General features: G+C 69.3%; 16 protein-coding genes. 8 read left to right on the top strand and 8 right to left on the bottom strand.

The genetic code is table 11. From position 1 onward, the window contains the following. Positions 1 to 21 precede the first annotated feature (21 nt). From ACTJI2_RS13190 to ACTJI2_RS13200, 3 genes are all read left to right on the top strand, one after another. Positions 22 to 585, top strand: a complete 564-nt coding sequence (locus tag ACTJI2_RS13190; protein ID WP_183639555.1) for a Sua5/YciO/YrdC/YwlC family protein — start codon at positions 22 to 24, stop codon at positions 583 to 585. A gap of 239 nt (positions 586 to 824) precedes the next feature. Then, a complete protein-coding gene (locus tag ACTJI2_RS13195) occupies positions 825 to 1,337 on the top strand; it encodes a hypothetical protein (RefSeq protein ID WP_440842388.1) in 513 nt (170 codons plus the stop codon). After that, positions 1,337 to 1,960 (top strand): DUF4124 domain-containing protein, encoded by a 624-nt coding sequence (locus ACTJI2_RS13200; RefSeq protein ID WP_203323400.1) that lies wholly within the window; start codon positions 1,337 to 1,339, stop codon positions 1,958 to 1,960. The genes ACTJI2_RS13195 and ACTJI2_RS13200 overlap by 1 nt, the downstream gene beginning before the upstream one ends. A 54-nt stretch (positions 1,961 to 2,014) precedes the next feature. Here ACTJI2_RS13200 and ACTJI2_RS13205 read toward each other — a convergent pair whose 3' ends face one another. Beyond that, positions 2,015 to 2,791, bottom strand: a complete 777-nt coding sequence (locus ACTJI2_RS13205; RefSeq protein ID WP_440842389.1) for an SDR family oxidoreductase — start codon at positions 2,789 to 2,791, stop codon at positions 2,015 to 2,017. Positions 2,792 to 2,848: 57 nt separating this feature from the next. Here ACTJI2_RS13205 and ACTJI2_RS13210 point away from each other — a divergent pair, with 57 nt between their 5' ends. After that, on the top strand, positions 2,849 to 3,070 hold the full coding sequence (locus ACTJI2_RS13210) for a hypothetical protein (protein ID WP_192199501.1): 222 nt from the start codon (positions 2,849 to 2,851) through the stop codon (positions 3,068 to 3,070). A gap of 278 nt (positions 3,071 to 3,348) precedes the next feature. Here ACTJI2_RS13210 and sppA read toward each other — a convergent pair whose 3' ends face one another. Both sppA and ACTJI2_RS13220 read right to left on the bottom strand, forming a co-directional pair. Continuing rightward, the gene (gene sppA / locus ACTJI2_RS13215) at positions 3,349 to 5,262 is read right to left on the bottom strand and encodes a signal peptide peptidase SppA (RefSeq protein ID WP_440842390.1); all 1,914 of its coding nucleotides are present in this window, start codon (positions 5,260 to 5,262) and stop codon (positions 3,349 to 3,351) included. A gap of 90 nt (positions 5,263 to 5,352) precedes the next feature. Next, entirely contained in the window at positions 5,353 to 6,720 is a 1,368-nt protein-coding gene (locus ACTJI2_RS13220; protein WP_192199499.1) for an MATE family efflux transporter, read from the bottom strand. 100 nt (positions 6,721 to 6,820) lie between these two features. Here ACTJI2_RS13220 and ACTJI2_RS13225 point away from each other — a divergent pair, with 100 nt between their 5' ends. Both ACTJI2_RS13225 and ACTJI2_RS13230 read left to right on the top strand, forming a co-directional pair. Continuing rightward, positions 6,821 to 8,056, top strand: a complete 1,236-nt coding sequence (locus ACTJI2_RS13225) for a DUF3667 domain-containing protein (protein WP_440842391.1) — start codon at positions 6,821 to 6,823, stop codon at positions 8,054 to 8,056. Continuing rightward, the gene (locus ACTJI2_RS13230; protein WP_440842392.1) at positions 8,053 to 8,367 is read left to right on the top strand and encodes a DUF4286 family protein; all 315 of its coding nucleotides are present in this window, start codon (positions 8,053 to 8,055) and stop codon (positions 8,365 to 8,367) included. Before ACTJI2_RS13225 ends, ACTJI2_RS13230 begins: the two co-directional genes overlap by 4 nt. 18 nt (positions 8,368 to 8,385) lie before the next feature. Here the strand turns inward: ACTJI2_RS13230 and ACTJI2_RS13235 are convergent, their stop codons facing one another. Both ACTJI2_RS13235 and ACTJI2_RS13240 read right to left on the bottom strand, forming a co-directional pair. Further along, positions 8,386 to 8,991, bottom strand: a complete 606-nt coding sequence (locus ACTJI2_RS13235; protein WP_440842393.1) for a DUF3106 domain-containing protein — start codon at positions 8,989 to 8,991, stop codon at positions 8,386 to 8,388. Further along, positions 8,975 to 10,012: a hypothetical protein gene (locus ACTJI2_RS13240; RefSeq protein ID WP_440842394.1), complete on the bottom strand. Its 1,038-nt coding sequence runs from the start codon at positions 10,010 to 10,012 to the stop codon at positions 8,975 to 8,977. The genes ACTJI2_RS13235 and ACTJI2_RS13240 overlap by 17 nt, the downstream gene beginning before the upstream one ends. Before the next feature lie 441 nt (positions 10,013 to 10,453). Between ACTJI2_RS13240 and ACTJI2_RS13245 the strand changes: the two genes are divergently transcribed. Then, positions 10,454 to 12,637: a primosomal protein N' gene (locus ACTJI2_RS13245; protein WP_440842395.1), complete on the top strand. Its 2,184-nt coding sequence runs from the start codon at positions 10,454 to 10,456 to the stop codon at positions 12,635 to 12,637. A gap of 217 nt (positions 12,638 to 12,854) precedes the next feature. Then, on the top strand, positions 12,855 to 14,468 hold the full coding sequence (locus ACTJI2_RS13250) for a YadA-like family protein (RefSeq protein WP_440842396.1): 1,614 nt from the start codon (positions 12,855 to 12,857) through the stop codon (positions 14,466 to 14,468). Positions 14,469 to 14,552: 84 nt separating this feature from the next. Here the strand turns inward: ACTJI2_RS13250 and ACTJI2_RS13255 are convergent, their stop codons facing one another. The 3 genes from ACTJI2_RS13255 to ACTJI2_RS13265 form a co-directional block, all read right to left on the bottom strand. Continuing rightward, a complete protein-coding gene (locus tag ACTJI2_RS13255) occupies positions 14,553 to 17,297 on the bottom strand; it encodes a tetratricopeptide repeat protein (RefSeq protein ID WP_440842397.1) in 2,745 nt (914 codons plus the stop codon). Positions 17,298 to 17,325: 28 nt separating this feature from the next. After that, positions 17,326 to 17,874: an ECF-type sigma factor gene (locus ACTJI2_RS13260; RefSeq protein WP_183639569.1), complete on the bottom strand. Its 549-nt coding sequence runs from the start codon at positions 17,872 to 17,874 to the stop codon at positions 17,326 to 17,328. Between the two features lie 289 nt (positions 17,875 to 18,163). Then, entirely contained in the window at positions 18,164 to 19,714 is a 1,551-nt protein-coding gene (locus ACTJI2_RS13265) for a YadA-like family protein (RefSeq protein ID WP_440842398.1), read from the bottom strand. Positions 19,715 to 19,792 lie beyond the last annotated feature (78 nt).

The following is a 19,792-nucleotide window of genomic DNA, read 5'->3' on the forward strand; positions in this document are numbered from 1 at the left end:
CTGCCGTGGCAGAATCGCGCCATGAACGATCCCCTGCCCTTGTCCGCCGCCGTGGAATGGCTCCAGCACGGCGGCGTGATCGCCTATCCGACCGAAGCCGTCTGGGGCGTGGGCTGCGATCCGTTCGATGAAACCGCCGTGCGGCGCCTGCTGGCGATCAAGGAGCGTCCGGTCGAGAAAGGGTTGATCCTGATCGCCGCCGATCTGGAACAGCTTCGCGCCTGCCTGGATCTGGACGCGCTGCCGACCGATCGGCTGGCCGAGGTGCTGGCCAGTTGGCCGGGTCCGCACACCTGGGTGATGCCGGCGAACGCACGGGTGCCGCGCTGGCTTACCGGCGAGCATGACGGCATCGCCGTCAGGGTCACGGCCCATCCCACGGTCATCGCGCTGTGCCGGGGCTTCGGCGGCCCGCTGGTCTCCACCAGCGCCAACCTGAGCGGACAACCGGCACCGCGCGATCGCGCGGGTCTGGACCCCGCGCTGCTCGAGCGCCTGGACGGCGTCAGCGAAGGCGAAACCGGCGGACTGGATCGTCCCTCCTCGATCCGCGATGCCCGCACCGGCGCGCAGTTCCGGGCCTGAATCCATCCGCATTGTCCCTGCCGCCGTTCGCGCGCAAGATGCGGGCATGCGCATCGTCCTGGCCGCCTGCCTGCTTTTCCCGCTCGCTCCGGTGGGCGGGATCGCCGCCGCGCAGGAAGTGACGATCTACCGCTGCGTCGGCAAGCAGGGACAGGTGGCGCTGCGGGATTCTCCCTGCCTGCCCGGCGAGACCCAACAGACCCGCAGCATGCAGCGGCCACGTGATCCGGCGCCGGNCGGTGCCCAGCATCACGCCCGCGACGCCGGTGCCGGCGCCCACCGAGCGCATCGTCTACCGGAATCCGCCGCGCGCGATGTACGAATGCATCACCCCGGACGGCGAGCGCTATACCAGCGACGATGGCGAAGGCCGTCCGCGCTTCGTGCCCTACTGGGCGGGTGGCTATCCCTATCCGGCCTGGCCCCGTCCGCATGGCGGCAGCATCTCCGGGCACATCCCGATCGGCAACGGCGGCAACATCTCGTTCCAGAGCGGAAATCCCACGCCGCTGCCTCCGACACCGCGTCCTCCCGGGCATGGGCCCGGCAACGTCATCGTGCCGGCGGGCGGTATCTGGGTTCGCGACCAATGCCACGAATTGCCGCAGGCGGAAGTCTGCGCGCGGCTGTCCGATCGCCGCTATGAAATCCTGCGCCGCTACGGCAGCGCGATGCCCAGCGAGCGACGCACGCTGGATCTGGAACAGCGTGGCATCGATGCGCGCATGGCCAACGATTGCGGGAATCCCTGATGTCCTACCGTCTCGCCTGGCTGATGCTCCTGGCGGCCCCGGCCGCGCATGCGGACGAAGTGGTGATCTATCGGTGCACCGATGCCGCCGGCGCGCTCACCGTGCAGAACATGCCCTGCCCCAAGGGCAGCCGGCAGCAGGTCAAGCGGATGCCGGCGCTGGCGACCGTACCGATGGCACCGGCGGCATCCACGCCCGCCGCCGCCCCACCGGCGACGCCCGCCGCTGCGCCCGAACCCGCGGTCCCGGCGGCAGCGACGGCGCCAGCCGAATCCACACCGGTCGCGACGGCCGCGCACCTGCCGCCCCCCAATCTGTTCCGCTGCACCACCCGCGACGGCGGCGGCTACCTGACCGAGGACAGCGAGCCCGCCTCGCGCTGCGAGCCGCTGCAGACCATCGGGCTGGATGGCAATCCGCAGGGCGGCGCGGGCCAGGCCTGCGAAGTGGTGCGGGACACCTGCGCCCGGGTTCCCGACGAAGGCTTGTGCGAAGCGTGGAAGAAGCGCCGCGACGAAGCCGAAGTGGCCTGGCGATTCACCCGCACGGAAACCAGCGAGAAGAACAAGGCCGAGTTCGAGCGCGTGCAGCGCATCCTGGCCGAGAGCACCTGCGGCGGCTGAACACGCGGCAGCAGCAACTAGAGCGGCAGCAACCACGTCCGGGTGGGCATCGGCTCAGAATCCGTAGCGAAGAAAGCCCCCGTCCACGGCAATGCATTCGCCGGTCACGTAGCTGGCCGCCGGCAGGCACAGGAATCCCACCGCCGCGGCGACCTCCTCGGGCTCGCCGATCCGGCGCATCGGCGTGCGCGCGATCACTTCCTCGTAGTAATCCGCGTCGGAAAGCGGCCCCGACGTGCGACGGGTGCGGATGTACCACGGCGCCACCGCGTTGACCCGCACACCGTCCTCGGCCCATTCGGCGGCCAGGTTGCGGGTCATCTGGTGCAGCGCGGCCTTGGTCATGCCGTAGGGCGCGCCGCTGCGCACGGCGGTGATGCCGGACACGCTGCCGACGTTGACGATGGCGGAACTGGCGTGGCGGGTCAGCAGCGGATGGGCGTAGCGCGAGAGTTCGAATGCGGAGAACAGATTGGTCTCGAAGATGCCGCGCCACTCGTCCTCGGTATAGTCCACCGCCGCCTTGGTGACATTGCCGCCGGCGTTGTTGATCAGCAGATTGAGGCCGTCGGCATGATCCTCTACCCAGTCGAGGATCGCGCGCCGCTCCTCGTCGTCGGCCACGTCGGCGGCCATTGTCGCCACTTCGCGCTCGGGAAATTCCTCGGCCAGATCGTCGCGCGCAGCGTCCAGCAGATCCTCGTCACGGGCCACCAGCATCACGTCCGCGCCGAACCCCAGCAACTCGCGCGCGATTGCCAGGCCGATGCCGGCGCTGGCGCCGGTGATCAATGCAATCTGCCCGTCCAATCGCCAACGATGGGATGCCATGCGCCACTCCGTTCGAATGGGGGTAGCATACCGCCAGCCATACCGGAGGGGCATTGCATGAAAACGCGCCCGATCGCCTGCCTGCTGCTCCTTTCATTGTGCGCCTGCCGACCGGCGCCACCGCCGACCGAGCGCCCACCGGAACCCCAGGCCGCGAGCGCCGCCCACCTGCGCGACGCCCTCCAGGCCCCCATCGACAAGGCCAAGGCGGTGGAGGAAGCCGCCCGCAAGGCTGCCGACGACCAGCGCGCCGCGATCGACGCGGCCAAGCAGCAGTAACCCTGCGCAAACCATATCGGCTGGCGGCAGACCGGCGACAAAAAACCTCCGCGCGCTTGCGGAACGACTCCACGAATACCCCCTTCGCAGAAGGGAGTGGGCGCCGCGGGCGACCGGGGGATTGACCCGCCATGCGGCGTGGGGAGGGCTTGCTTTTGCGTGGAAGAGCAAATCCCCCTCAGTCCCCCTTCGGAGAAGGGGGAGGCAAAGCAAAGCCACAAAAAAGCCCTCCTTGCGGAGGGCTCTTTTTTTTGCCGCCACTGGCGCGCGTCGCGTGATCAGAATCCGCAGAAGCAGTACGCCAGCGCCTTGACCGGCGCGCCGCCCTGGCGGTCCTGCAGGGCTTCCTCGACGAATCGCAACTGCGTGTTGGCTTCCGGCAGGCGCTGCGCCAGCATCGCGCGGGCGATGTCGGAATCCTTCAGCCACAACGCACCGATGCGGCTTCCGGCCATCCGGCCCATGAACTGGGCAAACGGCGAAGCGTTCTGCTCGATGTAGCGAACGCGGTACTTGTCGGCGCCACCAAGCTTGGCCAGTTGCGCGGCGTAGTCGGTTGCCGCCTGCATGCCGCCGAGTTCGTCGACCAGGCCGCGCTCCTTGGCCTGCGCACCGCTCCAGACGCGGCCGCGGGCGACTTCGTCCACCGCCTCGACCGGCTTCTTGCGCGCGTCGGCGACCTTGCCGGTGAAATCCGCGTAGCCCTTGTTGATGATCGACTGGATCACCTGGCCGACGGCCGGATCCAGCGGACGGGTGATGTCGAACGCGCCGGCGAAGCGCGTGGTGCCCACGCCATCGGTGTGCACGCCGATCTTCTCCAGCGTGCGCGGCACGGTCGGAATCATGCCGAAGATGCCGATGGAGCCGGTGATCGTCGACGGGTCGGCATAGATGCGATCGGCGTTCATCGAGATCCAGTAACCGCCGGAGGCGGCCAGATCGCCCATCGACACCACCACCGGCTTGCCGGCGGCCTTCAGCGCGGCCACCTCGCGGCGGATCTGCTCGGAAGCGAACACGCCGCCACCCGGGGAATCCACGCGCAGCACCACCGCTTTCACGTCCTCGTCGTCACGCGCTTCGCGCAGCAACGCGGAGGTCGATTCGCCACCGATGCGGCCGGCCGGCTGTTCGCCGTCGGTGATTTCGCCTTCGGCCACCACCACCGCGATCTGCGGCCGCTTGTCCAGCGTGGCCGCGCGCTGCGTGTCCAGATGGGCGAGGTAGCCCTCCAGGGTGACCTGGCGGAAACCGGTGTCCGAATCCTCGTCGGCCACGCCGCGTTCGATCAGCAGGTTCTCAACGTCCTCGCGGGTCTTCAGGCCATCCACCAGCTTCTGCTGGAGGGCGAACTTGGCCAGATCGCCACCGGCGGCGGCGATGCCTTCCGGCAGCGTATCGATGCCCGCGGCCAATTGCTGCGGCGTCAGCTTGCGTGCCTTGGCGACGTCGCCCAGGTAGCGCTGCCACACGTCGTTCATCCAGAACAGATCCGCTTCCTTGGATTCCGGCGAGGCGGCGTCCAGCACATAGGGCTCGACCGCGGACTTGAACTCGCCGACCCGGAACACGTGCACGTCCACGCCCAGCTTTTCCTGCAGGGCCTGGCGGAAATACTGGCGATAGCGGCCGAGGCCTTCCAGCAACAGGCCGCCCATCGGATCCAGATAGACCTCGTTGGCCTGCGCCGCCAGCAGGTACTGGTGCTGGCCCAGGTTCTCGCCGAACGCCACGATCTGCTTGCCCGAGGCGCGGAAGCGCTCCAGCGCCGCGGCGACTTCACGCAGCGAGGCGTAACCGGTCGGCTGCAGCTTGTCCACGCGCAGCATCATGCGCTCGATCTTCTTGTCCTCGCCCGCCGCGTCAATCGCGCGCACGAGATCACGCAGCTGGATTTCCTCGGCGTCCTTGTCGTTGAGCAGCTTGGCCAGCGCGCGGGTCGCCGGGTCGGTGCTGTATTGCTCGACCAGGCGTCCTTCCGGCGCGACCACCAGGGTGGTGCGATCGATCACCGGCTTGACCGCACTGCTCGAACTGATGCCGGCCAGCAGGATCATGAACATGATCAGGAACAGCAGGAAGCCGAAGAACAGCACGTTCAGGAACAGCTTGCGGGCGAAATTCACCACGTTCCAGGCGCCAACGAAGAAGGTGGCGACGGGTCCGCGGGCGGGAGGCGGTTGGTTCATGGGGGTGGAGACTCCGGTATTCCTGGGGCCAGCTTAACGGGTCGGCCCCCGGGGCGGCATGCCCCTTTAGTCACCGTGCGCCAATGTCGGTCAAGTCGCGTCCGCTGCCAGCAGGCGCCGGCTGCTGCGGTTGAAGCGCCAGCCCAGGCTGATGGCGGCGGCGGTGAGGCCCATGATCAGGCCCAGCCACATGCCCTGCGGACCCCAACCCAGCCACAGCCCGAAACCGGCGCCCAGCGGCATGCCCAGGCCCCAGTAGGAGAACATCGCCAGCCACATCGGCGCGCGGGTGTCCTTCAACCCGCGCAGCGCGCCGGCCGAGAGCACCTGGATGCCGTCCGGGAACTGGAAGGCCGCCGCGTACAGCAGCAACGTGCCGGCCAGGGCCGCCACCGCCAGGTCCTGGGTATACAGGGACACCACCGCGTCGTGGCCGAACAACAGCACCAGCGCGGACAGCGCCTGGGTGGCCAGCACGATCGCGTAACCGGCATGCGCGGCCCGGCGGATGCCGGCCGGATCGCCGGCACCCAGCGCATGGCCAACCCGTACGGTGGTGGCCTCGGCCACGCCCATCGGCACCATGAAACACAGCGCGGCGACATTGATGGCGATCTGGTGCGCGGCGGCGGACACAGCGCCCAGCCGCGCGATCAGCAGCGCGGTCACGATGAACAGGCTGCCCTCCATCAACACCGTGATGCCGATCGGCAGGCCGGTCCGGAGCAGCTGCCCGATCGCGGCCCAGCGCGGCGGTTCGAAATGGCTGAACAGCTTCAGGTGGGCGAAGCGACGCGAATTCCACAGGTACAGCGCGAAGCAACTGGCCTGCACCCACATCGTGATCGCCGAGGCGGTGCCGAGTCCGGCCGCGCCCATTTCAGGCAGGCCGAACTTGCCGAAGGTCAGCACGTAGCCGACCGGCGCCAGCACCAGCAGGCCGCCGAAGCCCAGCAGCATGGTCGGCAGGGTCCAGTGCATGCCCTCGCTGAGATAGCGCATGCAGAAGTAGAAGGTCAGCGCCGGCACGCCCCAGCGGATCGCATGCAGGAAACCGGTCGCGCCGGGAATGATGTCCGGGGCGATGCCGAACGCGCCCAGCGCGTAGGGCGCCAGGCTGAGGAAGCCGAACATCAGCAGGCCCAGGCCCAGCGACAGCCAAAGTGCCTGGCGGAACAGCGGCCCGATTTCGTCGCGGCGATTCGCGCCATCCAGTTCCGACACCGACGCGGTGAGCGAGATGAGCGTGCCGATCGGCACCATCATCGGCAGCCATAGCAGGGCCGTGCCGACCGTGACCGAGGCCAGGGTCTGGGTGCCGTGGTGCCCGGCGATGACGTTGTCGACGAAGCCGATGAGGCCGGTGGAGACATGGCCCAGCACCAGCGGCAGGGCAAGTTTCGCGGAAGCGCGGACCTCATCGCCGAAACGCGGCGAATGGGAGACGGTGGAGGACATGGGGGAGACCGCCGGACTACGGTCGCGCGGTCGCGCGCTGGCACCGGGTCACGGGAGGCCGGTATCTTACCCGCTCGCGCCAGGGGAAGCACAACCGCAGATGAGCAGCCAGACCGACGCCTTGCGTCAAGACGACCATGCACCCGCCACTTGCGAAAACTGCGACACGCCGTTGCAGGGCGAGTTCTGCCATCGCTGCGGGCAGACATCGCACAATCCCCTGCGGCATGCCGGCCACGCCATCGAGGAAGTGTTCGAATCCTTCTGGCATCTGGACGGGCGCATCTTCCGCACCCTGCGTGCGCTGTGCGCGCCGGGCCGCCTGGCCAACGCCTACCTGTCCGGGCACCGCGCGCCCTACGTCGCGCCACTGCGGCTGTTCGTGATCGTCAGCGTGCTGACCTTCTTCATCGCCCAGTTCGCCGTGCACATCGGCGAACCCTCGTCCGACGCGGTGGTCAAGAGCAATTTCGAGGAAGTGACGACCGTCGCCGAAGTCGAACGCCAGCGCGACGAAGCCATTCGCGGATTGCTCGAAGGCAAGGCGGCGGTCGGCGACATCCCCGGCGCCAGCACCGGTTTCGATCGCAGCATCAAGGCACTGCGCGAACAGGCGCGGGAACGCATCGCCGAGCTGGATCCCACCCACCCTTCGCTGCTGCAGCCCCTGGAGGCCACCGGACCCGCCGCCACGCCGGCACCCGAGGTGACCAACGCGCCGTCGAACGCACCGCCGGGCATCCGGCTCACGCCCGATTCCTCCACCGGGGACGCCCCATCCGCGGCCTCTCCCTCCTTCGTTGTCGCGGACAGGGATCAAGCGACGCAGGCCGAACCCAAGGGTTTTCTCGACCGCTGGCTGAAGAAGAAGGCGCAGCGCGCGGAAGAGAACTGGGAGCGCTTCCAGAAGGATCCGGAGCTGTTCAAGAACGCCGGGCTCAAATCCATTCCCACCGCGCTGTTCTTCATGGTCCCGATCTTCGCGGTGTTCCTAAAGATCGCCTACCTCGGTTCGGGCCGCCTGTACCTGGAGCATCTGGTCGTCGCCCTCTACAGCCACGCGTGGCTGTGCCTGGCGCTGCTCGGCATCTTCGTGCTGATGGCGCTGGACGAATGGATCACCCCGCATGCCGGCTGGTTCTCCAGCGTCACCGGCTTGCTGCAGTTCGTGCTGTGGTGGTGGATGCCGATCTACCTGCTGCTGATGCAGAAGCGGGTCTATGGACAGGCCTGGTGGCTGACGGTGCTGAAGTACCTGGCCGTCGGCATGGTCTACCTGTTCCTGGTGAGTTTCGCGGCGACGTTCGTCCTGCTTACCAGCTTCATCAACGCATGACGATCATCTACGAAGTCGATCTCGCCATCGACGCGGACATCGCCGAGGCCCACGCGCGCTGGCTGGACGCGCACGTCCGCGAGATGCTCGGTTTCGCGGGATTCCTGGAAGCGGAAATCCTGGATCGGCGGGATCCGCCCGCCGGGTCCGGATGGGTGGCGCGCTGCGTGCGCTATCGACTGGCCGACCATGCCGCGCTCGATGCCTACCTGCGCGATCACGCACCGCGCATGCGGGCCGAAGGCATTGCCCGTTTCGGCGAACAGGTGCGCGCGAGCCGGCGGATTCTCGCCGTCGCCGCCCGCTACTGAGTCGCGCCGCGCCAGGCGTTACTGATTGCGGCGCCGGTGCAGCCAGTCGCCTCGACGCGCCGGCTCCACCCGCAGCAAGGCTTGCCGGAACGCGGCGCGCTCCTGTGGCGGGATACGCTGCGCCAGCGCCGCCAGATCGTCGCGTTGGGTCGCGTCCAGTTGCCGCAGCAAGGCCAGCAGCGCATCGCGTTCGGCCGCCGGCACATAGGCGAACAGCGGCTGCAGACGCGGCCAGTCCGCGCCCAGTTCCAGCCCCAGTGCCCAGCCCCGCTGCTGCAGGGTGTCCTGGCTGTCGTAGAGCGTACGCAGGCGTGCCTGTTCTTCCGCCGGCAGGGCGGCGAACGCCTGCGCGGCCGCACGCAGTTGCGCGCGCTGCGTTTCGTCCAGCGCGCGCCAGGCCAGGTAGCGCCCCCGCTGGCGTTCACGCTCCATCGGCGCCAGCCCGTCCCAGGCCTGCGCACGCGTGGCGGCCTGGGCGCGTTGCGCGGGTGCGAGCGCGGACCAGCGCGCCTGCCGTTCCGCCAGCCATGTTTCCGTCGACGGCGATTGCGCATGGCCGCACCAGGCCGCGCCCGCCACCAGTAGCGCCAGCAGCGTCGCGCGGCGCTCAGAACGTCGTGTCACGGCCTTCCTCCTGGGCACCGGCTTCAATGGCGCCATCAGCCGCTTTTCCCGCGGGCAGTGGCTGGCGGGTTCCGGCCAGGTACCACGCATAGAAGGCCGCGTCGTTCGACAGCGTTTCGCTTTCCGGATCCAGCAGCAGATCCAGATCCGGATGCAGCGCCAGGACCTGGTCGGCCGCCACCGTTGCCGCGGCGGCTTCGGCGGGCGGCAGCGCCTCCTGCTCGATATCCGGTTCCTCGGCCAGTCCAAGGCCGGTGCGGCCGACCTCTTCCAGCGAGTCGCCGCCGCGTCCGAACAGCCCGCGCGGATTAAGGAAGGTCACCGCCAGTCCCCCGGCGCAGGCCAGCACGATCGCGATCACCGCCCAGCGTCGCCAGCGCCCGCGGACGGGCATCGCGGCGACGGCCCGGGGCCTGGTGGTTGCCGGTGCCACCGGTACCTGCGTTTCCGGTCGCGGAGACCGGGATACGGGCGCCTCGGGCCTGAGCGCGGCTTCGCGCAATCGCGCCAACCGGGCCAGACGCTCGGGAGGCAGGTCCCGCATCTGTTGCTGGATCGCCTCGGCCAGCGCGCGCCAGCCGGCGGCGTCGGGCTGGCCGGCGGCGTCGGTGGGACACGCCGCCGCCAGTGCGGCGCGGTAGCGGGTCATGTCCACGCCCAGCACTTCCACCGCCTCGTCTTCCGGCAGGCCGGCCGCCAGCCGGCTCAGCAGCGCCTGGCGATCCTCCGGGGCCAGTGTGGCCAGATGGGCGACCGCGCCTGGCCAGCGCGCGCCCGCGGGCGGGCGATGGAGGGCCGGCGACGCCATCATCTTCTGCCAGAAACCGCGTGGCCAGTCGGCCATGGGCTGGGACGGCGCCTGTGCGGCGAAAGCCCGCATCGCGGTGGCGAGGGCGGCATCGCCATGCTCGGCGTCGCCGCACTGGAGCTGCGCGAACAGCGCGCCGCGGCGTTCGACCCCCCGCAGGAAAGCCGCCAGGGCGGCGGGCGCCGGGACGGCGGACGGCGATGGATCAGTCATGGAAGCGCGGGCTCATCGCCGCGAATCATAGCGGCCACGAAGGTGATTCCGGACGCTTGACACCGCTTGGAATCCTGCTCTCCCAAGCGCCGCAAGGCTTTCGCCGATTTGCGTTGTGCACAGCGGTCACGCGAATGTCATGACCCGCCGGCCGACGGTGGGCGACCGTCACATTTCAACTTGGTTTCACAATTAAATTGCTGATTCAAAAGGAAAAAGTTGCGTTGGCGTTTTTTTCACCAAACACCAGCCGAGGCCCGAAAATGGGTCATCGGCGCGTGGAGCAATGGCGACATGCACAGATTTATCCACAGCTCGTGTGGATAAGCCGGAATCTCTTTGACTCACACGTACTTGCGTGAACTTCGTCATTTTTTTGACAGATTGATCCCGCAACCCCATCCGACCCGCAGCGCTTGACCGGCTCGCTAAACTGCGGAGATGCCGTCGCCCGAAATTCTCCGCGTCGCCCTGCCCGTTCCGCTGCCCCGACTGTTCGACTATCGCCCGCCGGCGGGCTCGACGGTTTCGGCCGCGGACGTGGGCCGGCGCGTGCGCGTGCCCTTCGGCAGCCGCGAACTGGTGGGCTGGGTGGCCGACACCGGACCGGCCGAAGAGACGGTAGAACTGAAGGCGGCCCACGCATGGCTGGACGCCACCCCGCTGCTGCGCGGCGAACTCCTGGACTCGCTGCGCTGGCTGGCGCGCTACACGCACGCGCCGCTGGGCGAGGTGTTCGCCACCGCCCTGCCGGCGCCCCTGCGCCAGGGCGAGCCGGTGCCCGCCGCCGAACAGGCCTGGCAGTGGCGATTGACCGAAGCCGGCCTCACCGCCCTGCCGCGCCTGCGCGCGGGCAGCCGTCCGCGCCAGCTCGCCGAATGGCTATCCACCGGGCCGCAGCCGGAGGACCGGCTCGCCGTCCGCATGGAGCAGTGGCGCGATGCGGCCCGCACCCTGGCCGGGCGGGAGCTCGCCGAACGGATTCCGGCCCCGCCCGGCGTCAGCGAAGCCACACCCCGCCCCGGCCCCACCCTCAACGAAGAACAGCAACAGGCGGCCGACGCGCTGGCCGAGGGCAACGGCTTCTGCCCGTTCCTGCTCGACGGCGTCACCGGCAGCGGCAAGACCGAGGTCTACCTGGGCGCCATCGCCGCCTGCCTGGCGCGCGGCCGGCAGGCGCTGGTGCTGGTACCCGAGATCGGCCTGACCCCGCAGACCCTGGCGCGCTTCCGCACCCGCCTGGGCGTGCCGGTGCACGTGCTGCACTCCGGCCTCAACGACAACGAGCGCGCGCGCACCTGGGGCGCCTGCGCGCGCGGCGAGGCGCGGGTGATCGTGGGAACCCGCTCGGCGGTATTCACGCCGTTGCCGGAGGCGGGCCTGATCATCGTCGACGAAGAGCACGACGGCAGCTACAAGCAGCAGGACGGCATCCGCTACCACGCCCGCGATTTCGCCCTGGTGCGGGCCAAGGCGCTGGACGTGCCGATCATCCTGGGCAGCGCCACGCCGTCGCTGGAAACCCTGCACAACGCCCGCAGCAGCCGTTACCGGCACCTGCGCCTGCGCCGCCGCGCGGGCGAGGCGCAGCCCCCGCGCGTGCGCGTGCTGGACGTGCGCAAGCGCGCGCTGGAAGCCGGCCTGTCGCTGGAACTGCAACAGGCCATCCGCCAGGCCCTGCAAGCCGGTGGCCAGGTGCTGGTATTCAAGAACCGGCGCGGCTACGCGCCGGTGCTGCTGTGCCATGACTGTGGCTGGAGCGCGCACTGCAAACGCTGCGACGCCTCGATGACGGTGCATGCCGGCGGGCGCCGGCTGCAATGCCACCATTGCGGCGCGCGCCAGCCGGTGCCGCTGGCATGCCCGGACTGCGGCGGGCTGGCCCTGCAACCGCAGGGCATCGGCACCGAACGGCTGGAGGAACACCTGGTCGGCGCGTTCGCCGAGGTGCCGGTGCTGCGCATCGATCGCAGCACCACCCAGCGCCGCGACGCGCTGGCGCGGCACCTGGACACGCTCGGCGACCAGCCCGGCATCCTCGTCGGCACCCAGATCCTCGCCAAGGGCCACGACCTGCCGCACCTGACCCTGGTCGCGGTGGTGGGCATCGACGAGGGCCTGTTCTCCGCCGACTTCCGCGCCGGCGAACGCCTGGCGCAACAACTCATCCAGGTCGCCGGACGCGCCGGACGCGCGGACAAGCCCGGCGAGGTCTGGTTGCAGACCCACCATCCGGATCACCCGCTGCTCAACACGCTCATCCAGGGCGGCTACCACGCCTTCGCCGATGCCGAGCTGGTGCAGCGCGAAGCCGCCGGCTTTCCTCCTTTCGCCCATCTCGCGCTGTTGCGCGCGGAAGCCCAGCAGGTCGACGCGGCGCAGGCATTCCTGCTGGCCGCGCGGCAACTGCTGCGCGAACACGATCCGAAGCTGGAACTGCACGGACCCTTGCCGGCGCCGATGCCGCGACGCGCCGGCTATCACCGCATGCAACTGGTGCTGTCCTCCCCCGAGCGACGCCTGCTGCATCGCCTGCTCGATGCCGTCATTCCGCTGTTGCACGCGCTGCCTGAAGCACGCCGGGTGCGCTGGTCGCTGGACGTGGATCCGCTGGACCTCTACTGAGCCGACAAGCGCGGCGCCGGGCATCCAGCCTTAAAAACAGTCTTTCCGCACACCGCCGCCATCTGCCCAACGAGGCGCGGGCGGGCAGTTAACAGGTGCCGGTCGCCAGCCTCGCAAAAAAAATGACGCTCGCCCGCCATGGAACGCGGTTTGGGAACCAGACACGCCCGGAAAGCCCCGGGCGCGCGGTTTTCCCACCCTCCATGGAGATGCGTTCATGCACACCCGGCAATCTGTTTGTTCCGCTTCACCCGCCCGCCCGCGCCTTCACCGCCTGGCGTTGACCCTGTCCTTCCTGATCGCCGCCCCGGCCTGGTCCGGCGACGTCTGCGATCTGGCCACCGCCGGCGAGGATGGCGCGGGCGCCAACGCATTGGGCAGCAATTCGCTGGCCTGCGGTACCAACGCCAGCGCTTCGGCGGGCGGCGTCGCGCTCGGCGCCAGCAGCGTGGCCACGTTCGAGAGTACCGCGCTGGGCACGAGCGCCCTAGCCACGGGCAACGGCAGCACCGCGATAGGCAGTTGGCGCGACCTCAACAACGACGGCCTGGTGGGGCTGGATGAAATCACCATCGCCAGCGCACAGCGAACCACCGCCGTGGGCGCGGCCGCGCAGGCGACCAACGATTTCGCCACCGCGCTGGGTGGCAACGCCAACGCCTCCGGCTGGGCCAGCCTCGCCATCGCCGGCAGCGCCTCGGGCGAAGCCGGCATCGGCGTGATGGGCGTGGCGACCGGCGACTACAGCATTGCGGTGGGCTATTCCAGCCGATCGTCCGGCAGCGGCAGCACGGCCATGGGTCTCTATGCCGAATCGTCCGGCGAAGACAGCACGGCACTGGGCGGACATAGCTACGCCGATGGTGCCGACGGCACCGCCGTGGGCTATTCCAGCCGGGCCGGCGGGGCCGGCAGCGCGGCCCTGGGCCACGACGCATCGGCCACGGGCCGCAGCGCCGTCGCGATTGGCGAGAACAGCGATGCAGGCGGCGAGAACGGCACCGCCGTGGGCGGATGGCGGGATGTCAATGGCGACGGCATCCGCCAGGCGGATGAATCCACCGAAGCCGCCGCGCTGGACAGCAGCGCGTTCGGCGCGGGCGCGAAGGCAAACGCCGAATCGACCAGCGCCTTCGGCGCAGCGTCGGCAATCCATGCCACCAACGGCACCGCGCTGGGCGCACACAGCATGGTCACCACGCAAGGCGACAACGCCGTTGCGCTGGGCGCCGGCTCCATTGCGGACCAAGCCAACACGGTATCGATCGGCAGCGTCGGCAGCGAACGACGCATCGTCAACGTCGCCGCCGGCACCGGTGCCACCGATGCGGTCAACCTGTCGCAGTTGCAGGCCACCCTGGCGACGGCCAACGCCTACACCGACACCACGGTCGCCACCGGCGGCACCGCGGCCAATGCCTATACCGACAACCGCGAAGCCGCCATCCGCGACGACATGGAAGCCGGCGACGCCGAAACGCTGTCGGCAGCCAATGCCTACACCGACAGCCAGATCGCGCAGTTGGTGGGCCTTGATGCGGGCACGATCAGCGACCGCTTCGACAACATCGACCGTCGCCTGCAGCATCAGGATCGGCGCATCGATCGCCAGGGCGCGATGGGGTCCGCCATGCTCAACATGGCGATCAATGCCGCCGGGTCGCATAGTCCGCGGGGCCGTGTCGCCGTCGGCGCCGGCTTCCAGGGTGGCGAACAGGCGCTGTCGGTCGGCTATGGCCGCCGCATCGGCCAGCGCGCATCGTTCTCGTTGGGCGGTGCTTTCAGCGGCAGCGAGAAATCGGCCGGCATCGGCTTCGGCGTCGATCTCTGATCGGCGTGTGGGCGGCGCATGCCTTCATCGCGCCGCCCGCTTTTTTTTTGACAACGGCCCGGAGCCACCGCGGATGCGGGTACGTCACAATCGCGCCCGCGCCGCCTCCATCCGTTGCAGTTCCTGGGCGTGCGGACTGAGCTGTCGCCGCAATGGCGCCTCGGCGCTAGCCAACTCGCGTCGCGCGTTGGCGCTGTCGCCGGCGGCCAGCAACGCCTCCGCATACGGCACGCGCAACTGCGCGGTCACCGCGCTGTCCGCGCCGGTGAAGCCGGCGGACATCGCCACCGCGCGTTTCCATTCCGCAACGGCCTCCGGAGCACCGCGCCGGCTGGCGATCTCGGCCAGCAGCGACTGCCGTTCCAGCGCCGCGGCGGGATTGTCGGCCGGCACATCCGGCAACGATGCCCGCGCCTCGTCCCACAGGCCCTTTCGCAGCAGCCATTCGGCCTGGACCAGCCGCGTGTTGATCCGCTCCGGCGAATCGTTGTCTGCAACGAAGAATCCCTGCCAGGCGGGCAGCGCGCGTTCCATCAGCGCGCTGGCCTCCGGCATCCGTCCCATCCGCGCGAGCACGCGTGCCCAATAAACCTCGTTGCGGACCCGGGTGCGGTCCCCGGGAGGCCGGCGCGCGCGCCGTATCTCGGTCGCGACGCGGTACAGCGGTTCGGCGGCCGCCAGATCACCGCGCTGCTCCTCCAGCGTCGCCAACTGGCTGGCCACCACCGCATAGTCGATGCTGTCCCGGCCGAGGACCCGTTCGGTGATGCCCAGGGCTTCGCGATAGTGCTTGCCGGCGCCGATGTAATCTCCGGATTGCTGCAGCACCATCGCCAGTTTCATTTCGGTATCGGCGGCACGCTCGCTCTCGCGGCCGATCAGCGCCTCGGCCAGCGCCACGTTCTCGCGCAACAACCCCGCCGCTTCGGTGAAGCGTCCCCGTGACGCGAGCACCATCGCCAACCCTTGCCGGCTGTTGTGCAGGGTCACGCTGCGCGGGGCCTGCCGCACCTTGATCGCCAGCGCGCGCCGATAGTGGGATTCGGCCGCTTCGGCATCCCCTTCCGTGCGGTACAGCAATGCCATGTTGTGCAGCAGCCCGGCGGTTTCCAGCGCGTCCGGGCCGTACACCTGCAGATGCAGTTTCAACGCCTGCGCGTAGGCGGCCCGGGCACCGGGGAAATCCACCGCGGTCTTTTTCGCCAGGCCCAGCACGTTGTAGGAATCGGCGAGTGCCGCCGGCGTGCGATCGTGCGCCATGCGCAGAGACAGTGCCTGCTCGGCGGCCACCAGCGCGTCATCGGCGCGCATCTGGTTGCTCATCAGCGTGGACAGATGGCTGTAGGCCTGCGCCGCCAGATCGGGGCGGCCGAGCGAAGGCTGCCGCAGGGCTTCGCCGGCCTGCCGGAGCATGGCTTCGGCGCGCTCGCGCTCGCCCAGATTGGCATAGGCGCGGCCCAGGACCAGGCGCATGCGCGCCAGCACCGCGGGACTCTGCGCCAGTTCGGCGTCCACCTTGGCCACGCCCACATCGAGCACATTGCGCGCGGTGGGTTCTTCGGTGCCCTTCGCGCCCCGCATGCGCGGGTCCGCGGCATTGAAGGTATCCACCAGGAAGTCGCTGACCTGTTCCGCCGTGGCCGCCTCGCGTTCCGCGCGATCACGCTCCATTTCCAGGCGGGCGACGAACAGCAGCGCGGCCACCGACGCGGCACCGGCCAGCGCGACCGCGCGCCAGTGGCGCCGCCCCCAGCAACGCAGGCGATAGGGAAACGTCGCGGCGCGCGCGCTGACCGGCTGGTGGCCGCGATGACGCAGGAGATCGCCGGCGAGCGCTTCCACCGAGGGATATCGCCGCGCCGGATCGATCGCGCAGGCACGCATCACGATGGCGTCGAGATCGCCTCGCAGGCGACGCCGCCAGGCGCAATCCGGCGCTGCGGCTTCACTGGGCTTGGCGACGGGCTGGAACGCGTCGTGGAGACCACGCTCGATGCGCTGGCCCGACAGCAGTTCCGCCAGCAGCACGCCGAGGCTGAATACATCGCTGGCCGTATTCACGGGTGCGCCGCCGCTGCGCAGCTCCGGACTGGCATAGGCCGGCGTGCAGAAGCCCGCCGCATCGTCACCGCCGGCGGCACCCATCCAGCGGGCAATGCCGAAATCCAGCAGCACCGGCTCGCCATCCGCGCGAACCAGCACATTGCTGGGCTTGAGATCGCAGTGGATCACCAGTTGCCGGTGCGCCGCCTGCACCGCGTCGCAGACCTTCAGGAACAACGTGACGCGCGCGTCCAGATCCAGCCCGTGCGCGTGGCAATACGCGTCCAGGGCGATGCCGTCGACGTACTCCATCACCAGATAGGGCTGCCCGGCCGGGGTGGTGCCTCCGTCGTACAGGCGCGCGATGTTGGCATGCCGGAGTTCGGCCAGGATCTGCCGCTCCGCGATGAGTCGCTGCACCAGGGCGGGGTCGGCGAGCGCGCTGCGCAGCAGTTTGATCGCCACGCACTGCCGGAACGATTCGTCGTCGCGCTCGGCCACGAACACCGTGCCCATGCCACCGCTGGCCAGCCGGCGCACCAGGCGCCAGGGGCCGACGCGATCGCCGACGCTCAGTTCGGGTTCCGGCGAGGCGCTCAGCAGATCGCGCAAAGGCTCCAGCGCGCGCTCGAAGCTGGCGGTGCGCGCCCGCAGCATCGCCATCGCCTCTTCGATCAGGGCCGGATCATCGCTGACGCGTTCCAGCTCCTCCCGCCATCGGGAGGGCGGCAGATCGCAGACGGATTCGAACAGGTGCCGCAACGACTCCCAGTGCACGGATTCCATCGTCTCCCCCGTGGGGCCGCATGGCCGGTCAGGCCAGCTCCTTGCGCAGCCAGGCCTTGGCCACTTTCAGGTCGCGGTCGATGGTAGAGGGAGAGACCCCCAGCACACAGGCGATTTCGTCACGTTCCATGCCACCGAAATAGGCCATTTCCAGGCCCTGGGCCGCCCGTGGATCCCGACGGGCCAGCCGCTGCAGCGCCAGATCCAGCGCCAGCACGTCGAACGCCTCGTTGCCGGCGACCGATTCGGCGTGCGACAGCGTGAGCACCGCGACTTCACCGCCACGTTTCTCGGCCAGTTGCGCGCGCGCGTGATCGACCATCACCGCACGCATCTTCAGTGCCGCCATCGCGAAGAAATGCGCCCTGTCCTGCCAGTCGATCTCGTTGCCGAGCAGGCGCAGCATCGCTTCGTTGACCACGGCGGTCGGCTGCAGGGTGTGGCTTGCGCCATGCCGATGCCAGCGCATCCGAGCCATTTCGCGCAGGGTGTCGTAGACGTCGGACAACAGGCGATCCCGCGCCATCGCGTCGCCGGCACGCCAGCCCTGCAGCAGGCGGGTGAGGTCGTCTCCCATCGCCCCTCCATCACGACCCGGCAAAGAGGCCGCGTGCATGGTAGCGAAGTTCTTCGGCATGGCGCATTGCATGGAGGAAAGAACGGGAATTTTTCCTGCCGGCGGCCAATACCGCCGACACCCGCGATCGGCAGGCGCGCCGCGCCCGTTCCCGGCCTGCGCCAGGGCCGCGTCATCACGAACCTGTCCGCGCGTTGTTTCCCGGGATATCTCCTCCTGGCGGCCATGCCCGCCGGGTGTTCTCCAGCCGAAATGTGGAGTGCCCGCCCGTGCATCCCGTTCCGATTTGCTACCAGCTGAATCCCGCGCCGGCCGATACGCTCTTCTCGCCGCCGCCGAACGCCGCGCCAATCGAAACGCTGGCGCGGTTTCCGACCACGCGCTGGTAGCCGATCGCCATTGCCTGTTCCCCGCCTTGCGAACCGACGCCCACGCCGACCCGGTTCCGGCCCGCGAGACCGGCGGTGTTCATGGCCATGCCGGCATAGGCTCCGCTCATCGCGGCCATCTTGTCGATCCGGCGATCCATCTGGTTGATGCGACGATCCACGTCGCCGCGGAAAGCCTCGAAATCGTCCGCCAGTCCGGTGAGTTCGGAGAAGCGGGCATCGGTATACGCATTCGCGGAGGCAAGCGTCGCCGCATCGCCGGCATCGGCATGCTCGCGGGCGGCATCCAATGTCCGCGCGTCACCCGCGTCGGCATGACTCCTCGCCGTGTTCAACGTCTGCACGTCACCCGCATCGGCGTGACTCCTCGCCGCGTTCAACGTCTGTACGTCACCCGCATCGGCGTGACTCATCGCCGCGCTCAACGTCTGCGCATCGCCCGCATCGGCATGGCTCATCGCCGCGCTCAACGTCTGCGCATCGCCCGCGTCGGCATGGCTCATCGCCGCGCTCAACGTCTGCGCATCGCCCGCGTCGGCATGGCTGTTGGCGGCCGTCAACGCGTTCGCGGTCGCGTTGTCGGCGTAAGCCTGGGAGGCGGCGTTGCCCGCCGCCATGTCACTGCGGACAGCGGCTTCCCGCGCGTCGGCATAGCCATTGGCCGAGGCCAGTGTCGCGGCATTGCCACTGTTCATCTGCGCAACATTGACCGCGTCGTTCGCGCCGGTGCCCGCCGCGACATGGGTCACGCGGCGCTGGGATGATGCGGATCCCACCGAGATGACGTTCGCCTCGCCGCCATCGTTGCTGCCGGCACCCAGTGCCACCGAATTGCCACCCGTGGCGCTGGCGCCATTCCCGAGTGCGGTGTTGCCATTCGTTCCCGCTGTCCCGGTTGCCCCAGGGAAGCCGCAGCACATGTCAGCGCCATTCCCTCCCGATCCGGCCACGCTGTTGTTGCCCAGCGCGATGTTGTCATTGCCGCCGCTCCCCCCCATGCCCCCTGTGCCCCCCGCGACACCCTCGCCGCCGCCGCCGCCCAACCCGGCCTGGCTGTTCTGGCCGATCGCGATGTTGCGTGATCCCCCGGTTCCACCCACGCCACCGTTGCCGCCCGCCGTGCCGTTGGCGCCCGTGCCGCCGTTGCCCGACTGGGCGCCGTTGCCGATGGCCGTGTTGCCGGTGCCACCGGCACCACCGGCCGAGCTGGTCCAGCCAGGCTGATTAGGACCGGGCTGGCCAGCATTGCTCGCGGAACTCCCCGTGCCGCATGCAATGTCCTGGCTGCCGGGATTCTGGGTGCAGGGCTCGGTTCCGGTTCCGCCGGTCGCTTGCGCGAACGCCGTGGGCATCGGCAGCACCAGGGCCGCAGCCAGAAGTACGCCGCAGACCCCGGGTACGAGAACGGAAACCGTCGGGAATCGGCGGCGGACAGAGTGGACGGAATCCATGGGGGCGCTCCAGCGTGACGGACGGTTTCCCCGGAAGACGTCTCGTCTTCCCGGGCGCGCAAGAGCGTGCCCTCCGTC

Source organism: Pseudoxanthomonas sp. 22568 (assembly GCF_052044485.1).
GTDB classification, from domain to species: Bacteria; Pseudomonadota; Gammaproteobacteria; order Xanthomonadales; family Xanthomonadaceae; genus Pseudoxanthomonas_A; species Pseudoxanthomonas_A beigongshangi.

Bases quoted from the DNA above. Each gene is read 5' to 3' on its own strand.
- ACTJI2_RS13240 (WP_440842394.1), bottom strand. From the start codon at position 10,012: ATGACTGATCCATCGCCGTCCGCCGTCCCGGCGCCCGCCGCCCTGGCG.
- ACTJI2_RS13265 (WP_440842398.1), bottom strand. From the start codon at position 19,714: ATGGATTCCGTCCACTCTGTCCGCCGCCGATTCCCGACGGTTTCCGTT.
- ACTJI2_RS13210 (WP_192199501.1), top strand. From the start codon at position 2,849: ATGAAAACGCGCCCGATCGCCTGCCTGCTGCTCCTTTCATTGTGCGCC.
- ACTJI2_RS13260 (WP_183639569.1), bottom strand. From the start codon at position 17,874: ATGGGAGACGACCTCACCCGCCTGCTGCAGGGCTGGCGTGCCGGCGAC.
- ACTJI2_RS13255 (WP_440842397.1), bottom strand. From the start codon at position 17,297: ATGGAATCCGTGCACTGGGAGTCGTTGCGGCACCTGTTCGAATCCGTC.
- ACTJI2_RS13220 (WP_192199499.1), bottom strand. From the start codon at position 6,720: ATGTCCTCCACCGTCTCCCATTCGCCGCGTTTCGGCGATGAGGTCCGC.
- ACTJI2_RS13190 (WP_183639555.1), top strand. From the start codon at position 22: ATGAACGATCCCCTGCCCTTGTCCGCCGCCGTGGAATGGCTCCAGCAC.
- ACTJI2_RS13250 (WP_440842396.1), top strand. From the start codon at position 12,855: ATGCACACCCGGCAATCTGTTTGTTCCGCTTCACCCGCCCGCCCGCGC.
- sppA (WP_440842390.1), bottom strand. From the start codon at position 5,262: ATGAACCAACCGCCTCCCGCCCGCGGACCCGTCGCCACCTTCTTCGTT.
- ACTJI2_RS13230 (WP_440842392.1), top strand. From the start codon at position 8,053: ATGACGATCATCTACGAAGTCGATCTCGCCATCGACGCGGACATCGCC.
- ACTJI2_RS13205 (WP_440842389.1), bottom strand. From the start codon at position 2,791: ATGGCATCCCATCGTTGGCGATTGGACGGGCAGATTGCATTGATCACC.
- ACTJI2_RS13225 (WP_440842391.1), top strand. From the start codon at position 6,821: ATGAGCAGCCAGACCGACGCCTTGCGTCAAGACGACCATGCACCCGCC.
- ACTJI2_RS13245 (WP_440842395.1), top strand. From the start codon at position 10,454: ATGCCGTCGCCCGAAATTCTCCGCGTCGCCCTGCCCGTTCCGCTGCCC.
- ACTJI2_RS13200 (WP_203323400.1), top strand. From the start codon at position 1,337: ATGTCCTACCGTCTCGCCTGGCTGATGCTCCTGGCGGCCCCGGCCGCG.